Origin of the sequence: Kribbella deserti (genome assembly GCF_042434725.1) — a bacterium.
Lineage (GTDB): Bacteria > Actinomycetota > Actinomycetes > Propionibacteriales > Kribbellaceae > Kribbella > Kribbella deserti.
This window is the reverse complement of sequence record NZ_JBHLTC010000038.1, coordinates 49832-70583: the sequence shown is the minus strand read 5'-3', so window position 1 is coordinate 70583 and position 20752 is coordinate 49832. Positions and strand designations below refer to the sequence as shown.

The following is a 20752-nucleotide window of genomic DNA, read 5'->3' as shown; positions in this document are numbered from 1 at the left end:
TTCTTTGCGCAGTTTGGCGCCTATGTATTCGGGCGCCGTGTCGCAGCGGCCAGCGCCAGACTCCACGGGAATCGCTTCGACGCCTCGCCGCCAGTTCGTGGCGGATGCGGCTCGAATTCGCCCGGTCCGAATAGAACGCGAATCCCTGCGCTTCTCAGCATCGCAACACTTTGAATGAACACGGGATTAGCGGCGAGCGCCTGATTCACAAAAGGAAGGGCCACGATCGAGACGCCGAGTCCGCTCAGTTCAGCGAGCTGACTCAGCACATAGTTGTCCGCAATTCCATGCGCCCATTTGTTGATCGTGTTGTATGTCGCTGGTGCGACGATCACGGCGTCAGGTTTGCCCACAGGACTGTCTGACGCCTGCTGATATGTTGTGCGGACTATTCGCCCGGAGATTCGCTCAAGTTCATGTAAATCAACGAAATAGTCAACGGCCGCCTGTGTTGCCAACACCTGAACAGTCCACCCATCCAACTGAGCCAACTCGACCAGTTTTGCGACGTCCGATGCTGGGCCTGCCCCGCAGGCAACTAGGTAGAGGGTCCGCGCTTCGCTCACGCCTCTACTCCCGCCCTAGTTGCGATCCGCTGAACAGTTCGCCCTAGTTCGCCTCCCGTGTTCCGGACCAGTGATCTAAGAAGCCCGTGAGCTAGCGGCCTACACCGGACCTCCTCGGGGGCAAGCCGCTCGGCTTCCCCGAGTGCTCGCGCGGCACTGTCGTACCGGCCCGTCTGGATGTTTGCAGTGGACAGATCGAGTAGGTAATTGGCCCGGCGTTCGGTGGGCAGCGTGGAGATGATCTTGGGATCAACGAGGGAAACGTAGCGCAGAGCCTCATTGCCCTCATTCAGTCGGGCCAAGGCTGAAACGCGGTGTACTGCAACATTCGCGCTGCCGAAGGTGCCCGGATCGCCACTAAGGCGAAGTTTGTTATCGATTGCGAGTCGATCAGCGTCTTTATGCATTTGCAGGGCCACGTGAGGATCGCCCTGCTTCGCCGCTGCGATCGAGCCAGCGAGAAACAACATTCCATACATCGGCAGAAGATCTTGGTCGCCGCCAACCTCTGGTCGCATCCTGTCCAGCATGCCACTTATCACCGCGAGGGCCTGACCCTCTTGCCCTGTACTCGTCATCGCCCGGGCTACGCTCCGCGTTGCTCGGGCCAGCGCCCACGTATCGTCTGACTGCAAAGCTGCCTGCATTGCGCGGTCGGCTGCTAGCCAGGCAATCTCCACAGCGTCGAACTTCAATAGCATCGATGATGCTAGGCGATATGTGGTCACCAATGCCCGTTGTGACGAAACGTAATTCTCAGCATCTGCCGTCAATGCGACCGACTGCACATTTCGGATGAGGTCCGGCAGGTGTCGCGCTACGACAGTGAAGTGTGAAGAAAGCCAAGCTTCGCCGATGTACGCAAGTTGTCCGTTGATTGCCTTCAGTGACGAAGTTGACTCGCGGGCACCTGAGCCGACGGCCAAGGACGGGTAGCTAGACAAGGCTGCGCGGATCGCCCGCACCTCGTTCGCGTCCACGCAATCGGCCGCCCGTCTAGCGCTTGGGCCATCGGTGAGCACCTTGGGGTCAACGCTTAATGCTTCAGCGACACGCTCCAACATCGGAAGACGCGCGAGGCTGCGTTCCCCCTTCTCGATCTTGTCCACCCACGAGATTGAACGTCCGACCATGTCCGCAAAGCGCTGCCGGTCGATATTCCGCCGCATGCGCCAGTACCGGACCCGACTGCCGACAGCCTGCGCCTGATCTTCCATCACCGGCTCCCTTCCTCGCAGAGTGGCGGAACTCCAGAGTACCGACAGACGAGTCACACATTTTGTACAACCAGATCCGGCCGGCGCAGGTCACCCTTCAGTGGACATCATCCATTTGTCAGTTCGCTAAGCCGCTGCGAAGCCTGCATCGGTAGGAACGGACCAGACTGAAAAAGCTGAGGGCAGCATGAAAAGTGGGCCAACTCGACATAACGAGCGACCTTGGGTCGCGAGCAGTAGGCGGCGAGTACGTCTGTGGTTCGGTACCCATGCCATCGCCGACGTGACCGAGCCAGCCGCGAAGGCGGCTCAGACCGAAGAGGGCTGGCGGCGGCGGTTCGCGGGCTTGCGGGTCACGAATGACGAGGCCGCCCGCGAACTGGACGCGCTGGCCCCCAGTTACCCGGTCGGCCGGTAGTGCCATGTTCGATCACCTCCCCCCGCTCGGGTGGGTTCTCGTGCTGGCAATCGTCGTCGTTTATGGGCTCATCTTCTGGGAGTTCCGCAATACCAGGCTGTCGGATTCACGGGGGATCGACTATGACGCGGGGACAACGGCGGCTCAGTTTCCTTTACCGGCTGAAAGGCTGGCTTCGAGCAAAGGCAAGGGGGTGGATCGATGATCTCAACGAGAGATTCCGCAGAGGCAGGGAAGATGACAACTCCGGGTAACGACTGGATCGCGTGGAACGACGCCATGTCTGACGAAGACGTGTTCCGAAACGCGCTGAAACCTCCAGCCGGAGACGAACACCCATCTCGGCGGGTCCCGGTCGCCGGTGCGGGAATCACGGTCGCCTACATCCACGAAAGCGCGAACTGGGACGACTACCGCGCCTGTTGGGAACGCGAACGCATCGGGCTTCTCGCCAGGGAACGCAACGTCGTTATACGCGCAACGTTCATAGACAAAGTCCAGTACGACCACAAGAACGGTTTTGTTGAGATGCTGCATAGCATCCGCCAGCGGCCCGTGCAGCTCGTCCTTATCCCGAGCCTTCAGCACCTGAGGCATTTGCGGTCGGCCGATAAGGCCGTGCGCATCCTGCGCGAGCGATTCGGCGCGGAAGTCGTCGGAGTCGAACCGGGATAACCCCACATGCGGCGGGGCGGTCGCTGTTGGTTCTCATAACCCCCATGTGAGAACAGAGTCCGGCGACCGTTCCGCCTTCCAAGCCGGAGGCCCTGCCTGTTCTCACGTTGTGGTCATTGCAGTGACACAACGGGGGTATATCCGTCGTCTGTCATGTGCGGCGGGTGTACGCATCTCACTCAATGGCAGGCAGGGTCTCCACCCACAAAAGAAAAGAGGCCGGGCCGTCCCCACCGATCAAAGCAAAGGACGGCCCGGCTGAAAGCCCCTCAGGACCTCCGGACCACATGTTACCGGGGGTCCTGAGGCTGCCCTGAACTGGCAGCGGACACGGACCCAATAACGCCTGAGGGGACCTTCCGCAGCCATGACCAGCCACTACATCCGCGACCTGCCCGCCGCCGACCTGCCCACCCTGGCCCGCTACTACCGCGCCGCCTGCACCTACGCCCGCTCGCTGCGCCGCACCCTGGCCCACGCGGGCATCCCGCCCGACGCCGTCCGCGTCACGGCCGGAGTCGAGTCGGACGGCCGACCCGTCGTCATCCTGACCGTCACTAGCGAAGGACTGCGTCTGCTGCGTCACGCCAGCGGCAAAGGTAGCGACCCGGGCCCATCCATCCAGCGGAACTCCGCCGCCGCGTGACGGCTGCTCTTCGCTGGTGTTCCTTGCACGCCCCTGGCGCAAGGAACACCAGCTGTGCCCGGTATCTCCAAGTCTCGAATTCTGAAAAGGTGAATGCCCCATGTCCGAAATCATGCAACTAAAAGAGCAGCTATATCAGGTTGCTAATGAGGCAACTCAAGGTGCGGGAAGCCTTGGTGGGTATAAGCAGCGATTCAGTCAAAGTAGCGCGCAGGTACTGGCGCTAATTGAGGGTTCCGCTACGAATGCGGATGATGACATTAGTGAACTTCTGCGAGCGGCGGGGACTGCCGTGGAGCAGGCAGCGGAGGCACTACAGATCGCGGCGCACGGCTGTAAGGCCTACGCGGATCAGATTTAGCGATCCGCGATGCCGTCAGAACTTCAACGGGTCGCGGCCGAACTGCTGGGCTGCATTGACGAACTCCCGAACATTGCGGCGTACCTAATGCGAATCGCTCAAAAATCTCGCCAACAGGCGGCCTATCTGATGGCTCTGGGCTCAAGTAATCCCGTGGTTGAAACAACAGTCGCGCAACTGGAAGCCGCTGCGAAAGCGTGTGAGAGGGCAGCACTATATTCAAACCCCGTTCGGACGCGAGCCCGGACGTGGGTCGAGCAAATGGTTTCTGGCGGGGGCGGGGGCCCATCCGAACCCCGGCCAACCGTAGCCCCGCCGAACGAGCCTAGTAAGCCTTCTGTGTTGCCTCCCGCCATCCGGCCAGACAAGGAAGCTTTCCTGAGAAGACTTCCCGTCCGGAAGCAGAAGGACCGGACGACTGGAATCGGCATGGACGAACACGGCCGACCCATCGAGATAGTGAGTGGATATGATGACCTTAGGAGGCAGATGCTGGATCTATGCGCTGAAAAGGGCTGGCCTAGATACAACCGCGCTTCTCACGTTGAGATCAAATACGCTCTAATGATGTGGCGCGGCGGTTTGAAGGATGGAAAATTGTTCATCAACAATCAGCCCTGCAAGGGTGATGACGGCACTTGCGACAAGATCCTGCCCGCTGTACTCCCGCCCGGCTCAAAGTTGACGATTTATGGTCAAGACGGATTTGAGAAGACGTATGAAGCAGAGGAATCGGAATAATGCCCTACACGCTAGATGCGACATTTGCAGCCGGGTCCAGGAAGAAGCAGATTGAGACCGAAGCTGACATAGAGGAATTCATCAGTGAACTGATGGATGTTGCGCGTGAATCGAGTGATCATTCTGTGGCGTGGCTCTGCGTAAATGAGCGGGCTAAGCTCCCCAGTGGCCTGGTAGATCACGAGATTTTAGTAGGTGTGGACCCTGCGCGCGCAGTATCTGGGTTCATCTTCGCGGACCGTAGCGGAGGCTATTACGCCCGAGGTGCTCACAATCCTCAAGGCGAGGTCGCGTACTTCTCCGATGGTCACCACGAGGAATTTCCGCCAGACTCCGAGGTTCCGCTGTCCCGCGTGTGTGACGCGCTCAGGGAGGTTCTTCGGACCGGGGAGCGTCCCTCTGACCTAGTTGCCGACAACTGGTGACCATCGAGCAGACTCGTTGTTGCGTTGCCGGGTCGCTACCGCGTGAATCGGGCCGTCGGAGGCACACACGGGGGGCAGCGGGCCGCGCAGTGGTCGCACCGGATGACTCCTTCTCCGCGTAGGGGGGCTCAGGTCGCTTGACTATCCGGGGTGGTAACCCGCCGTCCGGTCGGCTAGCCCCTCCGGCGGCTTGGGCCGAACGCGACCACCGACGCCGGGGCTGACCTGAGCCGCCCGAGCCGCCAGGGGCATTTGGGGCTAGTGGGTGAGGTTTAGGGCGGTGGCTGCGGAGGTGGCGGCTTCGGGGCCGTAGGCGGTGGTTAGGCGGTCCAGGAAGGACCTGTGGTCGAGGGTGTATTCCTGCGTGCCTACGGTTTCGAGCACGGTGGTGGCGAGGGTGCAGCCGATCTGGGCGGCCGGTTCGTGGTCGAGGCCGGCGGCGCGGCCGGTCAGGTAGCCGGCGCGGAAGGCGTCGCCACCGCCGGTCGGGTCGACCACGGCGGAGGCGGTTACGGCCGGGACCTTCGCGACGATGCCGCCGGCGTTTTCGACCACGACGCCGTCGCCACCGTGAGTGGTTACCCGTACGCCGACGCGGTCGATCACCTCGGCTGGGCTCCAGCCGGTCTTCTGGCAGAGCAGGCCGCTTTCGTACTCGTTGGTGAACAGGTACTCCGCGCCCTCGACCAGTTCGCGGATCTGCTCGCCGTCCATCCGGGCCAGCTGCTGCGACGGGTCGGCCGCGAAGGCGATGCCCTGGGCGCGCGCGGTGCGGGTGTGCCGCAACATGCCGTCCGGGTCGTCCGCGCCGATCAGCACGAGGTCGATACCGCCCGCGGCGGCGTGAATCGCGGCCAGGTCGAGCTCACGCGCTTCGGCCATCGCGCCGGTGTAGAACGAGGCGATCTGGTTGGCGTCCTGGTCGGTCGTGCAGGTGAAACGCGCGGTGTGCTGGGTCGCGGAGACCCGCACGTGCGAGGTGTCGACGCCCGCCTCGTCCAGGGCGGCGCGGTACTCGGCGAAATCGGGGCCGACGGCACCGACCAGCAGCGAGCGATGACCGAGCTGGGCCATGCCGTAGCAGATGTTCGCGCCGACGCCGCCGCGGTGCACGACCAGTTCGTCCACCAGGAACGACAGCGACACCTTGTGCATCTGCTCCTCGAGGAACTGCTCCTTGAAGCGGCCGGGGAACGTCATCAGAATGTCGGTCGCGATCGATCCGGCGACGGCGATCTGCATGGGGGAACTCCTCGGCGATGGCTGCGAACTCGCGGCGTGATTGCATGGGACGGCCTCAAGAGACTACCGGGGGCGCCCCGAATCAGCGAAGGAGACGGCGGACCGCATGGGCGGACAGGTGAACGTCACACCGCAGTTGCACGCTTACATGATCGAGCACGGCACGCCGCTGGACGAGATCGCGGCCGAGCTGGTGGCCGAGACGAACCGGCTCGGCAGCGAGGCTGAGATGCTCACCACACCCGACCAGGCCGCGCTGCTGACGCTGCTGACCAGGCTGACCGGAGCCCGCCGGGCGATCGAGATCGGTACCTTCACCGGGTTCAGCGCGCTCGCGATCGCACGCGGCCTGCCCGACGACGGCAAGCTGATCTGTCTCGACGTCTCCGACGAGTGGACGTCGATCGGCCGCCGGTACTGGGAACGGGCCGGGGTGGCGGACAAGATCGAGCTGCGCATCGGTGACGCGCACGCGAGCGCGGCCGAACTGCCCGGGGACGAGTTGTTCGACCTCGGCTTCGTCGACGCGGACAAGCCCGGCTACATCGACTACTTCGAGCAGGTCGTACGGCGGCTGCGCCCGGGTGGCCTGTTGATGTTCGACAACACCTTGGCCGGTGGCCGGGTGGTGGGCGAGCACGAGCAGGACCCGGTCGAGCGCAAGGAGTTCAACGCCCACATCGCGAACGACGACCGCGTTGATGTGGTGATTCTCGGTATCGGCGACGGCCTCACCCTCGTACGCAAGCGATGACGGGTCTGGTCGTCGAGGACCTGCGCCACCTGTACGCCGACCGGGCGGTGATCGACGGGCTCAGCTTCACCGTCGAGCCCGGTACGGCGGTCGCCCTGCTCGGGCCGAACGGCGCCGGTAAGACCACCGTACTGCGGTGTGTGGTGGGCTCGGCCGAACCAGCCGAGGGCACGATCACGCTCAACGGCGTCGCGGTGGACGAGCGCGATCCGGCCATTCGGCGCGAGGTGGCGACGCTGCTCGACGACCTCGACTTCTTCCCGGACCTGAGCGCGGCGGAGCATCTCGATCTGCTCGCGCGGGCCCACGGCAACGGTGATCCCGAGGCGCTGGTCGACGAACTGCTGGTCGACGTCGGTCTCGCCGCCGCGGCCAACCAGTTGCCCGGGTCGTTGTCCTCCGGCCAGCGCCGTCGCCTTGCCCTGGCGACGGCGTTCGTCCGGCCGAGGAGTTTGCTGGTACTGGACGAACCCGAACAGCGCCTTGACACCGCCGGTGTGCGCTGGCTGGGTGAACGCCTGATCGCGGAGAAGGAGTCCGGTACGGCGATCCTGTTCGCGAGCCATGATCCGGAACTCGTCGAGATCGTCGCGGACTCCACCGTGACACTCGATCCGCTGCCATGACGGCTTCTGCCGACGCGCTGGGTGACCCGGCCGCGAGTGCTGCGGCTGGTGCTGCGAATCCGCGGGAGGTTCGGCGGTGGTTGCGCGAGATCCGGCGCTCGCACGCGGATAGGTCGATCTGGCAACAGTTCGAAGACGCGTATATGTGGTTGTTTGCGGTGGTTCTCTTCGGCGCGATGGCCGGCAACGTCGTACTGAGCCTGAACGAACGCGTCACCGGCACGTTGTACCCGTCGACGCTGCAGCCCATCGTCGTACCGCTGGCGCTGGGCATCGCGTTGCGGTTGCTGGTGAGTCTCGGTCCGATCGCCGCGTCACCCGCGACCGGGTTCTGGCTGCTCAGCACGCCGCTGAACCGGTCGGCGCTGCTGCGCCCGTCGTACCTGTCGACCATCGCGATCACCGCCTTGTTCGGGCCGATCGTGGCGATGGTGGGCTGGGCCGCGCTCGGCTCGTCCTGGGCGGAGGTACTCGGCGCGGGCATCCTGATGACCGCCTTGCTCGGGTTGACCGCCTGCCTGGCGGTACTGGCGCAACGGCCCCGGCAGAGGTACTGGAACTCCCGCCACGCGCGCTGGCTGGCTGACGCGCTTCTGGTGGTGGCGGCGATTCCTGCGGTCTGGGAGATCTGGAACTCGATCGAGTGGCGCCAGACGTTTGAGAGCACTGAGGTCCTTACGGTGCTCTCGTACTCGTATAGCCCTCCGCACAAGCCCACGTTCTCCGAGGAGCTATTCGCTGACACACCCACGTTGATCGGCCTGACGGTGCTCGTCGTACTTGCGGGCCTGCTGCGGTTTACCCTTCGCCGGCTCGACCGGTTGAGCCGTACGGCAGTTGTTGCCGGCGGAGAGGCCATGGCCGGTTTGGCCGGCGCGGCGGCTTCGCTCGACCTCGCGTTGATCGCGGACATGGCGGTCAACCGGCACTGGCGACAGCGTGCGACCGTACGACGATCCCGCCGCGGTTTTTTTGTTGGCGCTCCCGCTCTGGTAACACGCGAAATGGTCCGCGTACTGCGTTGGCCCAGGCGGTTCGTGGTGGGGTTCGCGCTGTTGCTGTTGCCGTATCTGGCCCACCAGATCGGGTGGCGCTCGGTGGTTCCGGTCGTCGCCGCGCTGGCGGGATACGCGGCGGCCCGGCCGTTCGGCGATGGCCTGCGCTCGGTTGGACGTTCGGCCGGGTTGACCCGCGCGCTCGGGCTGTCACCGCGGGCGGTTCGCCTCGCGATGGCCGTCGTACCAGGCGTTTTCGCACTCATCTGGTTCTTCCTGGCCACTCCGGTCCTCGGGCCAACGCCTGAGGACATCAGCGCGCAGGGAGGGCTGGCGGGATACTCGAACCTCCTGGATACGAAAAACGGCACCCTGACCAGGGCGGAACTCGGGCTCGGGCTGGGATTCGCATCGCCTTGGGAGGGAGCGGTTGTCGCGTTGGGCCTGGCCATCGGCGTACTCGCGGGCGTCATCCGCTACGCGATCGCGCCCCCGCCGCGGTATGACGGCGTCCTGGTCTCCACCCCGATGGGCGCGGTCCCACCAGGGTTGTTCTCCCAACCCCTGCGCGGCGTGGACGTCGTACTCGTCTCCCTGGCTCCGGTCCTCTTCGGCCTCTCACCGCTCTGGATCATCGGCATCCCCACAGCCGTCCTGATCCTCGTCATCGTCATCGTCCCCCAACGCCACTGACCGCGATGAAGGCAGCGAAGCCGGCCCCCGCTCGCCCGTGCCGACAACGCACTGCGCCGCTATCTGGGGGACGAGTGAGGTCTGCCCGGGTTCTGGCTGGGCCGGCTGCCGAGTATTTGTACGACTACCTGGCTGCAACCGGGTAGCGGTCAAACAACTCGGCAGCGGCCACACCACAACCCCACCGGCTCTTCGGCGACGTACGGGCTACTTCTGTACTGCGCCCTGCGGGGTGTTCAGGAACGGATGGCCGTCCGGGCCGGTGCTTTGCCACGAGACCGCGGCGCCCGACGAAGCCAGGTGGACGTGTTCATCCTGGTAAAAGCCGTCTGCCGACGGTGGTGGCGGTGCTGCCCAGTGTTTCTTGGTCGACTTCGAGTAGACCATCAAACGCTGGGGTGCCGGATATTGGTAGGGCCGCCAGGCGATGCGCCTTCCGTCATCGCTGATTCCTGCGGGCCCGCCGGTGGCGTAAACGAAGACGTCGGCAGCGGTGAGCGGGCCGGTTCCGACCTTACGGGCGGCCAGTGCGGGCTTGCCGTTGACGGTCACGCTTGCCGCAATCCAGCTGCCATCCGCGCTGTAGACCACACTGCCGAGTCTGAGTCCCTGGTTCAGGTAGGGCAAGGTCTTCTCTCCGGTCCGGACATTGAGCGAGACCACCTGGTTTGTGGCGTTGTAGTAGGGACTTGCGGGATCCCGCGATTCGAAGTCGTACATCACCGTCTTGCCGTCCGGCGATACACCAAGGTGGGTGTGCGACCCACTTCCACAGGAAGTCTCCTCGAAGCAGTATTCGAGCAGCTCGGGATCCGCGATGCCCTTGACCGCTTGCCATATCCGGGTTGAACGGCTTGCGGGGTTACCGGTGAGGTAGGTGACCTTGGTCCCGTCCGCGGACAGCCGTAAGGAATTGATCTTGTCGGCGTGGGAGCTGAATGACCAGCGTTCGCCGGAGGCCAGGTCGCGAACGACGACGTAATTGTTGCGGCCGGACCCGTCATCCTTGCGATAGGTGATATAGCGCCCTTCACCACTAGTCGCATAATTCGGCGTGGTCAGCACGGACAACGTTCTGAATCCCCAGGCGATCGGCTCGGGAGTCACCTTGTCGTCCGCTCGGGAGACCGTCTCGTACGACCCGTCGGCCAGATCCCGCCGGACCAGATAGAACTTTCCGTCCGCCTTCTTGGTGGCGAAGAAGGCGTAGCGGCCGGAGTCGGACAGCGTGACACCGTCGATGCCGAGCTCGGTGCCTTCGACACCGCCGACGATGTCCGAACCGCCCGGATTCGCCAGTGTCGTCCACTCCGGGGTGAACGGCAGCGAGCAGCCCGTCTTGCCCGTACCGTCGAGGTTCAGCGCCGTGACGCAGGCAACGTGTACCTGCCCCGGAGTCAGCCCGCGCAGCGTGATCCGGTTGCCGTCTCCGGCCGGTACCAACTGCGCGCCGGTGTCGGGGAACGTCGTCACGACGTAGTGGTTGATCGGGTTGCCGCCCTGGTCCTCCGGCGTGTCCCAGGTGAGCAAGGCGGTATGCGTTCCGGCCGTGGCGCGTACGTTGCGCGGCTCGGACGGCACATGCGCGGTGACGAAGACGTTGGCCTTGCCTGTCAGCTCCGGATGCGCCCCGTTTGCCGGTACGGTCGCTGCGATCTTGGCGAATCCTTCGCCGCCCGGCGTGTACAAGCCGCTGGCCGAGATGGTGCCCGGGCCTTCAGTGATCTTCCACTGGGCCTGCTCGTCGGGCCAGCCCTTGATGCTCGCGGTGAACTGCTGCGTGCGCCCCACCGGCAGTTCGGCCGATCCCGGATCGATGATCAGGCCCTTGAACGGACCTCCCGAATCCCAGAGGGGCATCTCCACGCTCATCACCTTGGGCTCGCTCCAGCGGACGATTTCTCGTCGCATGAAGCGGAGTCGCACACCGGCGCCGATCTTGATCCCGAGTACCAAGGTCTGAGCCGGATCCTGGCTCGAGTCGAACTCGTACTCGAGGTACGGCGAGAGTTCGACCGCGGGACCACCCTGACCCCAGAACCACAGGGTGACGGCCGGCGTGATCCCAACCTGGATCTTGAGGTTGGCGAACGCCGTCGCCTTCACTTCGCTGGGCAGGTTCGGCAGCGGTTCGTTGATGCCGTTCGCTGTGACCTGACCGCTTTCGATGGTCAGTTCGGCCCCGAGCCGCCGGGCGAACGACGCTTCGAGGGCCAGTCCGGCCCGGCCCTCCAGGTCCGCGTAGATCTCGGCGTCCAGGGTTGGACAGATGACCACGGGCACGGGCCCGACCGGAATGGTGAAGCAGGCCAGTTGCAACGATCCGAGCTTCTTCCGGAAGGTTTTGGTGCCACCAAGGGCGATGTCGAGGCGGCTGGTCGAGGCCACGTCGAAGGTCTTCTTGAAGTGCGCGCTGGTGAGGCTGAGACCCTTCGTCCGGATCGAGGCATCGAACTGCGTGCCCATTTGGAAGGTGCCGGTGTACCGCAGACCGTTGTCGAAATCCTGCTCGGCCTCGATCACGATCCGGCCGTTCTGGATGTAGAGCTTGATATCCGGATCGCCAGTGGTCTTCATCACCCGGGCCGCGCCCTGCTTACGGGTCCTGCCACCGGCCGTTGCCGTGCGCAACTTGACGCCAGGAACGGCGGGCACGAAGCCGGTGACCTGGTCGGACATGGCGCCGAACTGGCTGGACACGCCCAGGTCGTCGTACAGCTCGTTGAGCGCGGCATCGATGGTGTTGAGTACCAGCAGGCCGTTGACCGTCTGAACCTTGGTAATCCGCCGGAGGAATCCGCGCGGCGTCGTCGCACTGGCATCCGCCACCACGTTCTGGCCGACCTGCAGCGCGGCCAGCTGGGTGGTCGGAGCCTCGATCACGATCGCGGTCGGAGTCAGCGACCTGATCTGGCGCTGCGACTGCGGCGTGAGCACGGTCGGTGCGACCTTCACCACCAGCACCGGCTTCACTGCGCTGGTCGGCGGGGTGGCCGTGCCAGTTCCGTGCACGTTCTTGGCTGCGACGGTGAACCGATAGTCGATCGCCGGATCGAGCCCGGTGACGGCGGCCGTGGCGGTCGTGACGTCCACTGTCCGCCCGCCCGGTGTGACCGTCACGCGGTAGCCACTGATCGGAGCGGTCCCCACGTCAATGGGCGCCTTCCAGCCGAGCTGAACGCTGCCGTTGGCCGACGGCGCGACTCGTACGTCGACCGGCACACCTGGTGCCCGAGCCGCCGATGGGGTTCCGGTGGAGACCGCGGCATCGCCGTACCCGGCCTTGTTGTGGGCGCGGATCTTGACCGTGTACTGCTGGCCGTTCGTCAGGCCGGTGAGTGCCGTGATCGTCGTATCGGCCGGCACCGTCTGGGTGATGCCGCCCGGTTCGGCGGTGACCTGGTAGCTGTCGATCGCCGCCCCGCCATCGGCAGGGCGGACCCACTGGACGTCGAGGCGTCCGTTCAGCGCAGTCACCGCGTCGATCGGCGGAACCAGCGGAACCTTCGCCGGCACCGGTGTCACCGAGCGGGGATCGGAGCCGCCCGAGCCCGTCGCGTTGGTTGCCGTCACCTTGATGGCGTACGCCGTACCGTTGGTGAGACCAGTCAGTACGGCTTCCCGGGCAGTGCCGGGAACGGTGCGGGAGGCGCCGCCGGGAGTGGCCGTCACGGTATAGCTGACGACGCTGTCGGTCGCGTCGGCCGGTGCAGCCCAGTAGACGGTTGCCGCGCTGTCCCGGGGGAAGACCGAAGTGATGAACGGCTTACCGAGCGGCGGCTGCGGTGCGGGCGTCACCGGCAGGCTCTCTGCGCTTTCCGCCGAGCGGCCGACGGCGTTCACGGCAGCGACCTTGAACGTGTAGGTCTCGTCGTTGCTGAGGCCAGTGATCGTGGCGCTCGTGGCCGTGCCGGGCACGGTGGTGACCTGGCCGCCAGGGGTGCGGGTGATCTCGTACGACTTCAGCGTCAGGTCGCCGGTATCTGCCGGGGCCTGCCAGGTCACGCTCGCCGCCGCGTTGGCGGGAGCAGCCTCAACGTTGGCCGGAGCGGTCGGCGTCTTGGGCTTGAGAGCGTAGGCCTGGAGGTCGAGGTAGACGCGGATGCCGGCGTTGCTGCGGTTGAGAATGGTGATTTCGCCAGTGGGACTTACGCGCGTGAAAGCCTGATTGAACGAGTACGGCGTGGGTGGGGCGATCGCGTCGGTGGCGAGCGGGGCGGTTTCACCGGTCGGATAGGTGACGATGTCGCCGCTGGTGGTGGTTCCGGCCACGATCAGGTTGAACGCCACCGCCGCCAGGCCGGTTGCCGGCAGGCCACCGGTTCCGGCCACCTTGAACACGCGGGTTCCGTTGTTCGCCGGGATGAGCGTCGTACCGGTGTCGAGCACCCGGGTCGCGGCCGGCACGGTCGCGATGCGGGTGGAAGCGACGGCGCTGTTGGTGGCGGGCGTGTAGTAGCCGATCACCTCGGCGACGAAGTGCACGACGCCGTTCGAGGTGTTGGCGACGACCAGCTTTCCGTCGGCACCGATCCTCGTCACCACGGTGCTGGTCTTGGAACGTTTGGCGGGCCAGACACTGTGCGCGACGCCAGGTACGGCCGTACCCGACGGATGAACGATCGCTCCGCCGACGGCAGCAGGGTTGAGCGCCGTCAGGCTGAGTACGACTGAGCTGATAGAACTCGCCGCGGGCAGGCCTCCGACTCCAGCCGCGAGGAACGGCAGGGTCGACTTCTTCGCCTCGATGGCGCCGACGGGCACGCCGCCGGTCCCGTTCTGAGTGTCGAGAATGCGGGTCTGTTTCAGCGGCACATACCGCGAGGCGGTTGCGGTGGGCGGCGCGTCGCCGGTCGTGTAGTAGCCCGCCACGTCGACGATGATGCGGACCGTGCCCGCGCTCGCGTTGTGGAAGCTCGCCTGGCCGCTGGCGCTGAGCCGCAGGATGGACGAGCCGCTGGCGTAGGCGTCGTTGGCCGCGAAGAGCACACCGGACACCGCGGGCCGCGTCGTACCGGCCGGGTACGGGATCACGCTGCCTTTCGCAGTCGGGGTGATCACAGAGACAGTGACCGCAACTGCCGCAACCCCCGTTGCCGGAATGCCATTGCGGCCGGTGAAAGCCGCAGTGACCGGCCTATCAGCGGGGACGAGTTCCGTCGCGCCGGTATCGAGCAGACGTGCTGGAGCCGCCAACGGAACGTACAACCCGCCACCGGCCGTCGGGGCGACGGCGGTCTCAGCGGTAGTCGTGGTTGCCCGGGCGGGGCTCTGGGTTGGGCCCTGGGCGGGGGCCGCAACGGCATATGTCGGTAGAAGTAGAGACAACAGGATTGGTATCGACAGCAGGCGGCGCACTTTTCCTCCACGGTAGGCGGACGTGAGAGTTATATGCGCGCGCACGCGGGTGAACGCCCCTATCTGCAGGAACTTGCAGCTCCACCTGCACCTTCCTGCAGGCGCTTATGGCGAGTGCTTCCGCGGGGGAGGGCGGAAGACTGCAGGTCTTGCTGGTGACCTGTTCGGGGAGTACCTTGTGGTGCATGGTAGCTGGTTTCACCCAATTGCGGCGTGGGGCGCTGGAGTTCTGCGTGCTGGCCTTGTTGCGGGATGAGGAGCGGTATGGGTTCGAGTTGGTCAGGGCTCTTGGTCAGGTGGACGGGCTGGTGACGAGCGAGGGCACGATCTACCCGTTGCTCGCCCGGTTGCGCCGGGATGGGGTGGTGGAGACGAGCTGGCGTGAGTCCGATTCGGGGCCGCCGCGGCGGTACTACCGGCTGACCGAGGCGGGGCGTCGGGCCCTGGCGGAGTTCGTTGGCGACTGGGAGCGGTTCCGCGATTCGGTGGACGGCATTTTGAAGCACGGGAGACAGGGATGACGGGCATGAACGAGGTCGACGCACTGGTGAGTGCCTACCTGGACCGCTTGGCCGAAGCGACGACGGCCGCTGGGCTGCCGGCGGACCGCGCCGAGGAGTTGCGTACCGAGGTGGCGGCGCACATCGACGAGGCCCGGGCCTCCGGTGCCGTTAGTGAGGCCGAGATTCGGGACGTGCTGGACCGGCTCGGTACGCCCAGCGAGATCGTCACGGCCGCGGCGTACGACATGACCTATCCGCCGCCGCCGGCCCCAGCGACGTACGCCGGTCAAGCGCCTGGCGCGCCCGAAACCTACGCGGAGCCTCCGCCGGGCATGGCCTATGGCACGCCCGGACCGGGGATGGCGTACGGGAAACCCGGACCGGCGATGACTTACGCCGGGGGACCGACGCCGGACGCGAAGTACGCCGCGCCGGAGCCCGGGATGTCGTACGACGGGCCGGTCGAACCGCGGTTGCGCAGCCGTGAGGTGGGTGCGCTGTTGTTGCTGCTCTTCGGTGGGTTCGTGCTGGCTATCGGCTGGTTCGCGGGCGTGATGTTGCTCTGGGCATCGAACCGCTGGACCACGGCGGAGAAGTTGCTCGCCACGCTGATCTGGCCGTTCGGTTACGCCTCGGTGGTGCTGTTCAGCACGATGCCAGGGCAGGTCTGCACTGGCGGTGGCTCGGACGAGGGCGGAGTGCCGTATGCCGAGGTGTGCACCGGATTCGCCTTGCCGACCTGGCTGGGTATTCCGATTTTGATCCTGCTCGTTCTCGCCCCGCTTGCCGTCGTGGGCCTGCTGATTCGCCGGGCCGCTCCGAATCGCGCCAGCTGAATTGCTGTTACATCCGAAGAAGCGCGGTCCTGCGCTTCTTCGGACGTATGCATGGGTGGCGTGGCCGTATTCGGTCGTCGTCAAGGCGTTGCCAGTGCGTGTGTGGGCCACTACTGTGAGCGAACTGTTAGCGCTAACAGATACCTCGTGGACTCCCACCGCCCCCGAACTGGAGACTGCCTTGAGAAAACTGATTCTGACGGTCGCGATGGCGATAACCGTGCCGTTGCTGACGGCCACCGTCCCGGCCAACGCGTCCATCGACCAGGTCGCCGCCCCGGCCTCAGTCGCTCCGACCTCAGCAGCCCCGGCCTCAACCGCTGCTGCCTCGAAGCCGGATTGTGCGGCGGCACGGCCGCCGTCGGCGAGCGCCATCGCTGCCGCCACGGTCCGCGTGTGGATGGCCGGCGACTCCACCATGGCCGACCGGTCCACCTGTCCCATTGGCTGGGGCAACAAGTTCGATGCCTTGTTCAACGATGACATCGTCGTGGTCAACAAGGCCGTCGGCGGTCGCAGCATCCAGACCTGGCTGTACGAAGGCAACGTCACCGGTACCAAGAACTCCGCCGGGGAATGCATCGTCAGCCCGAAGACGTACAGCCAGCGCTGGCTGGACATGCTCAACACCAGCACCGGCATGAAGGCGGGTGACTACCTGGTGATCCAGTTCGGCATCAACGACGGCGACCCGAACTGCCCGCGGCATGTCGGACCGTCGCTGTACCAGAGCTTGCTCACCACGATGGTCAACGCGGCCAAGAGCCGAGGCGTTCGCCCAATGATTCTGACGCCGGTCGCGGCGATCCGGTGCAGTGGCAGCACGGCCGTCGGCAACCGGGGATTCCTCTCCCAGACCTTCGCAGCCGGTTCCGCCACGGGAGCAGCGGTCATCGACCTGCACAAGCTGAGCTACACCTTGTACAACTCACTCAGGCTGTGCCCCAACGACGGCAACTACTCCGCCGGCGCTGTCGGCGCGTTCTTCTGTAACGACCACACGCACTTCGAGGCCGCCGGCGCGGACCGAATCGCGCGCGTGGTGGCCCAAGCCCTCCGCGACCAGAACATAACGCTCGCAAGTTATCTGCGCTAACCCGGCGCCGAACGCGCACCATCGGGTGGTGAGGTTCGCCCAGACGAACTTCACCACCCGCCCACCCGCCCCCGCCCCGGCGCCCCCGCCCCGGCGCGCCGGCGCGCCGGTATTCCGTTCATCGGACCCTTGTGCCAGGGCGTGTCGCGCTTCATCGGACCCTTATGACCAGCCATCGCCCCGCGTCGGCACCCCCAACGGTTCTTTAGGAGTCTGCTGGACGTTCTGCGGGACGAAATTTGGCCAGCAGACTCCTAAAGAACCCGTTGGGGGGTGCCAGTCGGTGGCGGGTGGCGGGGTGTTCGGTCGGCCATTTGCGCTCGATCTCGGGCTTGGCGTTCGCCTTGCGATGGCGGGATTACGTTCGCCTTGCGATGGCGGGATTAGCTGGGCTCACTTACGTATGCCCGCACGCCGCGCAACCGCTGCCGCAGACGCCAGGGCGGCGGGCTGATCCCGGCCCAGGCCTGTGTCGGTGTGTGACCGAAGGCGCGAAGTTCGAAGTACTGAAGGGCATCCGCGATCGAGACGTCCTCGCCATTGGGATCGAGGATCCGTACCCCGTCGACCCAATCCACCACCTCGAACAGCAGATCGCCGCCATCCCAATCCACCCCAACGCCAGACGCGCCGGCCAGTTCCCGCGAGTGAACCTCCACCCGGACGACCACCCCAGCCGCCGACGCGCGTTCGCGGATCAACGCGGCCAACGCCGTGCCGCTCGAAAGGCCTCCCCAGTGGTTCCACGGGGTCAGGGTAGGCGCATACTGCGCGGGTGGAGATCAGGACCGGGCGGTTGGTGGTCAGGCGGTTTCGCGCGGAGGACGCCGAGGCGTTTTCGGCGTACCGGTCCGATCCGGAGGTTGCTCGGTACCAGAGTTGGCAGGCGCCGTACCCGATCGACCAGGCGCGGGCCACGGTCGAGGCCTTCACCGAGGGGGATCCGGTGAAGCCCGGCTGGTTCCAGTACGCGATCGACCTCGACGGGAAGCTCATCGGGGATATCGGGGTGTTCCTGCACGACAACCTGATGCAGGCCGACCTCGGCTTCACCCTGGCTCCGGCGTACCAAGGCAAGGGGTACGCGGCTGAGGCCGTCGGCGCATTGCTGGACCACCTCTTCGACGGGCAAGGGCTGCACCGTGTCTCGGCGGAGTGCGACGTACGGAACGGGGCGTCGGCCCGCCTGCTGAAGCGACTCGGCTTCCGGCAGGAGGGCCTCCGCCCCGCGTACACCTGGTTCAAGGGGGAGTGGACCGATGACCTGCTTTTCGGTCTACTCGCCCGGGATCGTCAACCCGGCTAAGGGAAATTCACCCACGTCGCCTCGGTACTACCCGCTTGCGACGGGCCACCGCTGTTGTTGATGACGTGCTGGATCGTGCCGCGTCCGCCGAGGGATACGGTGATCATGTTGTGGAATTTCACCCCGGCCTTATTCGGCACTTCGAAGGCCCGTTCCGCGACAATGCTCGCATCCGAGGTGAACACGCAATAGCTGCCCAATCCCCACGCCTCATGGGTATTGACCGAATCAGCCACCTTGTACGCCGCGTAACCACGAGTGGAACCATTCATCCACGCGGCCTGGTTCGGCGGGTCGTACGGCATTTCGTTCTGGTAGAAGTACGTCCGGCCGCGTTCGCCGTTCCAGATCGTCTGGTACTTCTGGTAATGCTCGACAAACAGTCCGTACGCCGTCACGTCGTTGCCGTTGACAACCAAACCCGTAGCCGCGGTATTCGTGTTCCAGCCGACGCCGAACGCGTGATCGCCGCGCCAGAGCCACGCGTGATCGAGCAGAACGTGATTGCTGTTGATCCGCAGGGTTTCGGTCGCCCGGCCGACGGCGCTACCACCGATGCGGTAGTAGATGTCGTGCAGTGAGGTCGGGTTGGCCGCATGACTGGCCGACGAGCCGGACGGGCCGATCTCCATCAGCAGCGGCGAGTTTGTCGGGCCCGCGTCGATCAGTAGACCCGCGATCTTGACGCCGTCCACATCCGCGACGGACATCGCCATCGAACCGTTCTCGGTCAGAATCGTGGCCAGGCCGAGGCCGAGTACGACGGTGTTGGCGCGGGTGATGCGAATCGGCTCCGACACCCGGTGAATACCCGGCACGAAGATGAGATCCTTGCCCGCGGCAAGTTGCTGGTTGATCGTCGCGGCTGACGTACCCGGCTTGACGATGTAGAACTGGCTGATCGGCAACGATTGCCCAGCGGGCGTGCCACCTTCCCACGTCGTACCAGCCGAGTTGGCCCGCAGTGCCGGCACGAACACGTTGTACGAGCCGCCGTTGTCGATATAGAGGTATGGCTTCTCCCGGATGATCGGGGTCTGCGCGACGCGGGTGTAGTGCGGCGCCGGGAAGTTGCCGGCCGGGGCGTTCAGCGCGCCGAGGAACACCATGTTCCAGTTGTCGCCGGTCCAGCTACCCCAGTTGGTGTTGCGGGACAACCACTGCTGCTGGCTGCCCGAACGGACCTGGCCGTCGATCTTGCTGTCGGCCATGAACCCACCAGAGGCCCATCCGCCGTCGTCGAGCGCGAGGTTGCCGCGCACGTGCATGCGGCGGTACGCCGACGCCTGGGAGACGGCCCAGCGGTCGAGACCGTTCGGCGGGTTGACGCTCAGGCCTTCGGCACCGCGCCAGAAGTTGTGGGTCGCGTTCTGCGGTGGGAACCAGTCGGCCTCGACGTGTACGCCGCCGTTGATCGTGACCTGGTCCGGATGCAGACCGAGGCCGGCAACCTGGGTGAAGAAGCCGACGTTCGCATCCACGTTGTACGTGCCGGGCTTGAACAGCAGCGCGACACGTTCCTCGCCGTACTGGTTCTCCTCCTGCTGGGTGAAGACCTGGTTCAGCTTGTTCTGGATCGAGGCGTTCGACATCGACGGGTCGAAAACCGTCACGTTCGGGCCGAAGTCCGGGGTGCCGGGCGGGTTGGTCGGGGGCGTTCCGTCCACGGGCGTGATCCTGAACGATTGGGCGGCCGTGCCGTTGCAGGTGTACTGCTGCAACTGGATCCCGTCCGCGGTCGAGGCGCCGGGCACGTCGAGGCATTTGCCGCTGTGCCGGCTGACAAAGTGGTACGAGCCGTCGGCTTCTTCGACCGGCAGCCACTGCTGGTTGTTGCCACCGCCGTAGGTCCACAAGTGGATCAGACCACCGTCCGCGTTGGACACGTTCGCGACATCCCAGACCTGGGCCGGGTTGCCGCGCAGGTTCACCCGGACATAGCCATTACTGGTCTGCTGGAACTGCCATTGCTGAGCGGTCGTGCTGTTACAGGTGGTCTGCTGGACGGCCGTTTGATTCGCGGTCGCCCCTCCCCGTGCGTCCACGCATTTGCCGCTGTTCTTGCTCACCGCGGTGTGCCAGGCGGTGGGCGAGATGGCGGCGTTCGCCGTACCGGTGGACGCGATCGTGGTCAGGCCGGTCGTGACGACGGCGACCAGGGTCGCGAAGGCGATCGCGATCCACGCGGCCGGGCGGCGCGTTGGCGGCGGCGGTCGATGCTCGTCTGTACCTGCGGTCATGAAGGTCTCCTCTAAAGGGCGGTTGAAGAGTTACTGCATTACCGGTGCGCATTC

At 65.2% G+C, this 20752-nt stretch carries 19 protein-coding genes; 13 read left to right on the top strand and 6 right to left on the bottom strand.

Annotated elements, in window-relative coordinates; all coding sequences use genetic code 11:
- Positions 1 to 20 precede the first annotated feature (20 nt).
- Complete coding sequence (locus ACFFGN_RS29845; protein WP_380054352.1) at positions 21 to 566, bottom strand: flavoprotein; 546 nt, start codon at positions 564 to 566, stop codon at positions 21 to 23.
- The gene (locus ACFFGN_RS29840) at positions 563 to 1783 is read right to left on the bottom strand and encodes a helix-turn-helix domain-containing protein (protein WP_380054350.1); all 1221 of its coding nucleotides are present in this window, start codon (positions 1781 to 1783) and stop codon (positions 563 to 565) included. The genes ACFFGN_RS29845 and ACFFGN_RS29840 overlap by 4 nt, the downstream gene beginning before the upstream one ends.
- Before the next feature lie 283 nt (positions 1784 to 2066).
- Here ACFFGN_RS29840 and ACFFGN_RS29835 point away from each other — a divergent pair, with 283 nt between their 5' ends.
- The 6 genes from ACFFGN_RS29835 to ACFFGN_RS29810 all read left to right on the top strand — a co-directional run bounded on the left by ACFFGN_RS29835 (position 2067) and on the right by ACFFGN_RS29810 (position 5049).
- Positions 2067 to 2201: a hypothetical protein gene (locus tag ACFFGN_RS29835; protein WP_380054347.1), complete on the top strand. Its 135-nt coding sequence runs from the start codon at positions 2067 to 2069 to the stop codon at positions 2199 to 2201.
- Positions 2202 to 2402: 201 nt separating this feature from the next.
- Positions 2403 to 2876 (top strand): hypothetical protein, encoded by a 474-nt coding sequence (locus ACFFGN_RS29830; protein WP_380054344.1) that lies wholly within the window; start codon positions 2403 to 2405, stop codon positions 2874 to 2876.
- Between the two features lie 367 nt (positions 2877 to 3243).
- Positions 3244 to 3522: a hypothetical protein gene (locus ACFFGN_RS29825; protein WP_380054341.1), complete on the top strand. Its 279-nt coding sequence runs from the start codon at positions 3244 to 3246 to the stop codon at positions 3520 to 3522.
- A 100-nt stretch (positions 3523 to 3622) separates the two neighbouring features.
- Positions 3623 to 3883 carry a hypothetical protein gene (locus ACFFGN_RS29820; RefSeq protein WP_380054338.1) on the top strand — a complete coding sequence of 87 codons (261 nt, stop codon included), beginning with the start codon at positions 3623 to 3625 and terminating at the stop codon, positions 3881 to 3883.
- Between the two features lie 342 nt (positions 3884 to 4225).
- Complete coding sequence (locus tag ACFFGN_RS29815) at positions 4226 to 4624, top strand: DddA-like double-stranded DNA deaminase toxin (RefSeq protein ID WP_380054335.1); 399 nt, start codon at positions 4226 to 4228, stop codon at positions 4622 to 4624.
- On the top strand, positions 4624 to 5049 hold the full coding sequence (locus ACFFGN_RS29810) for an Imm1 family immunity protein (protein ID WP_380054332.1): 426 nt from the start codon (positions 4624 to 4626) through the stop codon (positions 5047 to 5049). The genes ACFFGN_RS29815 and ACFFGN_RS29810 overlap by 1 nt, the downstream gene beginning before the upstream one ends.
- Positions 5050 to 5307: 258 nt before the next feature.
- Here the strand turns inward: ACFFGN_RS29810 and ACFFGN_RS29805 are convergent, their stop codons facing one another.
- The gene (locus ACFFGN_RS29805; RefSeq protein WP_380054330.1) at positions 5308 to 6291 is read right to left on the bottom strand and encodes a carbohydrate kinase family protein; all 984 of its coding nucleotides are present in this window, start codon (positions 6289 to 6291) and stop codon (positions 5308 to 5310) included.
- A gap of 106 nt (positions 6292 to 6397) precedes the next feature.
- Between ACFFGN_RS29805 and ACFFGN_RS29800 the strand changes: the two genes are divergently transcribed.
- The 3 genes from ACFFGN_RS29800 to ACFFGN_RS29790 are packed head-to-tail and all read left to right on the top strand — an operon-like array spanning position 6398 to position 9359.
- Positions 6398 to 7045: an O-methyltransferase gene (locus ACFFGN_RS29800; protein WP_380054327.1), complete on the top strand. Its 648-nt coding sequence runs from the start codon at positions 6398 to 6400 to the stop codon at positions 7043 to 7045.
- Positions 7042 to 7671, top strand: a complete 630-nt coding sequence (locus ACFFGN_RS29795) for an ABC transporter ATP-binding protein (RefSeq protein ID WP_380054324.1) — start codon at positions 7042 to 7044, stop codon at positions 7669 to 7671. Before ACFFGN_RS29800 ends, ACFFGN_RS29795 begins: the two co-directional genes overlap by 4 nt.
- Positions 7668 to 9359, top strand: a complete 1692-nt coding sequence (locus ACFFGN_RS29790) for a DUF6297 family protein (protein WP_380054321.1) — start codon at positions 7668 to 7670, stop codon at positions 9357 to 9359. The genes ACFFGN_RS29795 and ACFFGN_RS29790 overlap by 4 nt, the downstream gene beginning before the upstream one ends.
- 207 nt (positions 9360 to 9566) lie before the next feature.
- On the opposite strand, the gene ACFFGN_RS29785 is transcribed toward ACFFGN_RS29790, so the two are convergent.
- Entirely contained in the window at positions 9567 to 14420 is a 4854-nt protein-coding gene (locus ACFFGN_RS29785; protein WP_380054318.1) for a fibronectin type III domain-containing protein, read from the bottom strand.
- 482 nt (positions 14421 to 14902) lie between these two features.
- Between ACFFGN_RS29785 and ACFFGN_RS29780 the strand changes: the two genes are divergently transcribed.
- From ACFFGN_RS29780 to ACFFGN_RS29770, 3 genes are all read left to right on the top strand, one after another.
- Positions 14903 to 15238, top strand: coding sequence for a PadR family transcriptional regulator (locus ACFFGN_RS29780; protein ID WP_380054315.1), 336 nt, complete (start codon positions 14903 to 14905; stop codon positions 15236 to 15238).
- A 5-nt stretch (positions 15239 to 15243) separates the two neighbouring features.
- The gene (locus ACFFGN_RS29775) at positions 15244 to 16056 is read left to right on the top strand and encodes an HAAS signaling domain-containing protein (protein ID WP_380054312.1); all 813 of its coding nucleotides are present in this window, start codon (positions 15244 to 15246) and stop codon (positions 16054 to 16056) included.
- Between the two features lie 181 nt (positions 16057 to 16237).
- Positions 16238 to 17152 (top strand): SGNH/GDSL hydrolase family protein, encoded by a 915-nt coding sequence (locus ACFFGN_RS29770; protein ID WP_380054310.1) that lies wholly within the window; start codon positions 16238 to 16240, stop codon positions 17150 to 17152.
- A 383-nt stretch (positions 17153 to 17535) separates the two neighbouring features.
- Here the strand turns inward: ACFFGN_RS29770 and ACFFGN_RS29765 are convergent, their stop codons facing one another.
- Entirely contained in the window at positions 17536 to 17862 is a 327-nt protein-coding gene (locus ACFFGN_RS29765) for a hypothetical protein (protein WP_380054307.1), read from the bottom strand.
- A 65-nt stretch (positions 17863 to 17927) separates the two neighbouring features.
- Here ACFFGN_RS29765 and ACFFGN_RS29760 point away from each other — a divergent pair, with 65 nt between their 5' ends.
- The gene (locus ACFFGN_RS29760) at positions 17928 to 18458 is read left to right on the top strand and encodes a GNAT family N-acetyltransferase (protein WP_380054304.1); all 531 of its coding nucleotides are present in this window, start codon (positions 17928 to 17930) and stop codon (positions 18456 to 18458) included.
- Here the strand turns inward: ACFFGN_RS29760 and ACFFGN_RS29755 are convergent.
- Positions 18455 to 20698, bottom strand: coding sequence for a pectate lyase-like domain-containing protein (locus ACFFGN_RS29755; protein WP_380054301.1), 2244 nt, complete (start codon positions 20696 to 20698; stop codon positions 18455 to 18457). The two genes, ACFFGN_RS29760 and ACFFGN_RS29755, sit on opposite strands and share 4 nt — an antisense overlap.
- Between the last annotated feature and the right edge of the window lie 54 nt (positions 20699 to 20752).

Coding starts and splice junctions, on each gene's coding strand:
- ACFFGN_RS29840 (WP_380054350.1), bottom strand. CDS start 1,783: ATGGAAGATCAGGCGCAGGCTGTCGGCAGTCGGGTCCGGTACTGGCGC.
- ACFFGN_RS29830 (WP_380054344.1), top strand. CDS start 2,403: ATGATCTCAACGAGAGATTCCGCAGAGGCAGGGAAGATGACAACTCCG.
- ACFFGN_RS29825 (WP_380054341.1), top strand. CDS start 3,244: ATGACCAGCCACTACATCCGCGACCTGCCCGCCGCCGACCTGCCCACC.
- ACFFGN_RS29820 (WP_380054338.1), top strand. CDS start 3,623: ATGTCCGAAATCATGCAACTAAAAGAGCAGCTATATCAGGTTGCTAAT.
- ACFFGN_RS29810 (WP_380054332.1), top strand. CDS start 4,624: ATGCCCTACACGCTAGATGCGACATTTGCAGCCGGGTCCAGGAAGAAG.
- ACFFGN_RS29805 (WP_380054330.1), bottom strand. CDS start 6,291: ATGCAGATCGCCGTCGCCGGATCGATCGCGACCGACATTCTGATGACG.
- ACFFGN_RS29800 (WP_380054327.1), top strand. CDS start 6,398: ATGGGCGGACAGGTGAACGTCACACCGCAGTTGCACGCTTACATGATC.
- ACFFGN_RS29795 (WP_380054324.1), top strand. CDS start 7,042: ATGACGGGTCTGGTCGTCGAGGACCTGCGCCACCTGTACGCCGACCGG.
- ACFFGN_RS29790 (WP_380054321.1), top strand. CDS start 7,668: ATGACGGCTTCTGCCGACGCGCTGGGTGACCCGGCCGCGAGTGCTGCG.
- ACFFGN_RS29780 (WP_380054315.1), top strand. CDS start 14,903: ATGGTAGCTGGTTTCACCCAATTGCGGCGTGGGGCGCTGGAGTTCTGC.
- ACFFGN_RS29775 (WP_380054312.1), top strand. CDS start 15,244: ATGAACGAGGTCGACGCACTGGTGAGTGCCTACCTGGACCGCTTGGCC.
- ACFFGN_RS29755 (WP_380054301.1), bottom strand. CDS start 20,698: ATGACCGCAGGTACAGACGAGCATCGACCGCCGCCGCCAACGCGCCGC.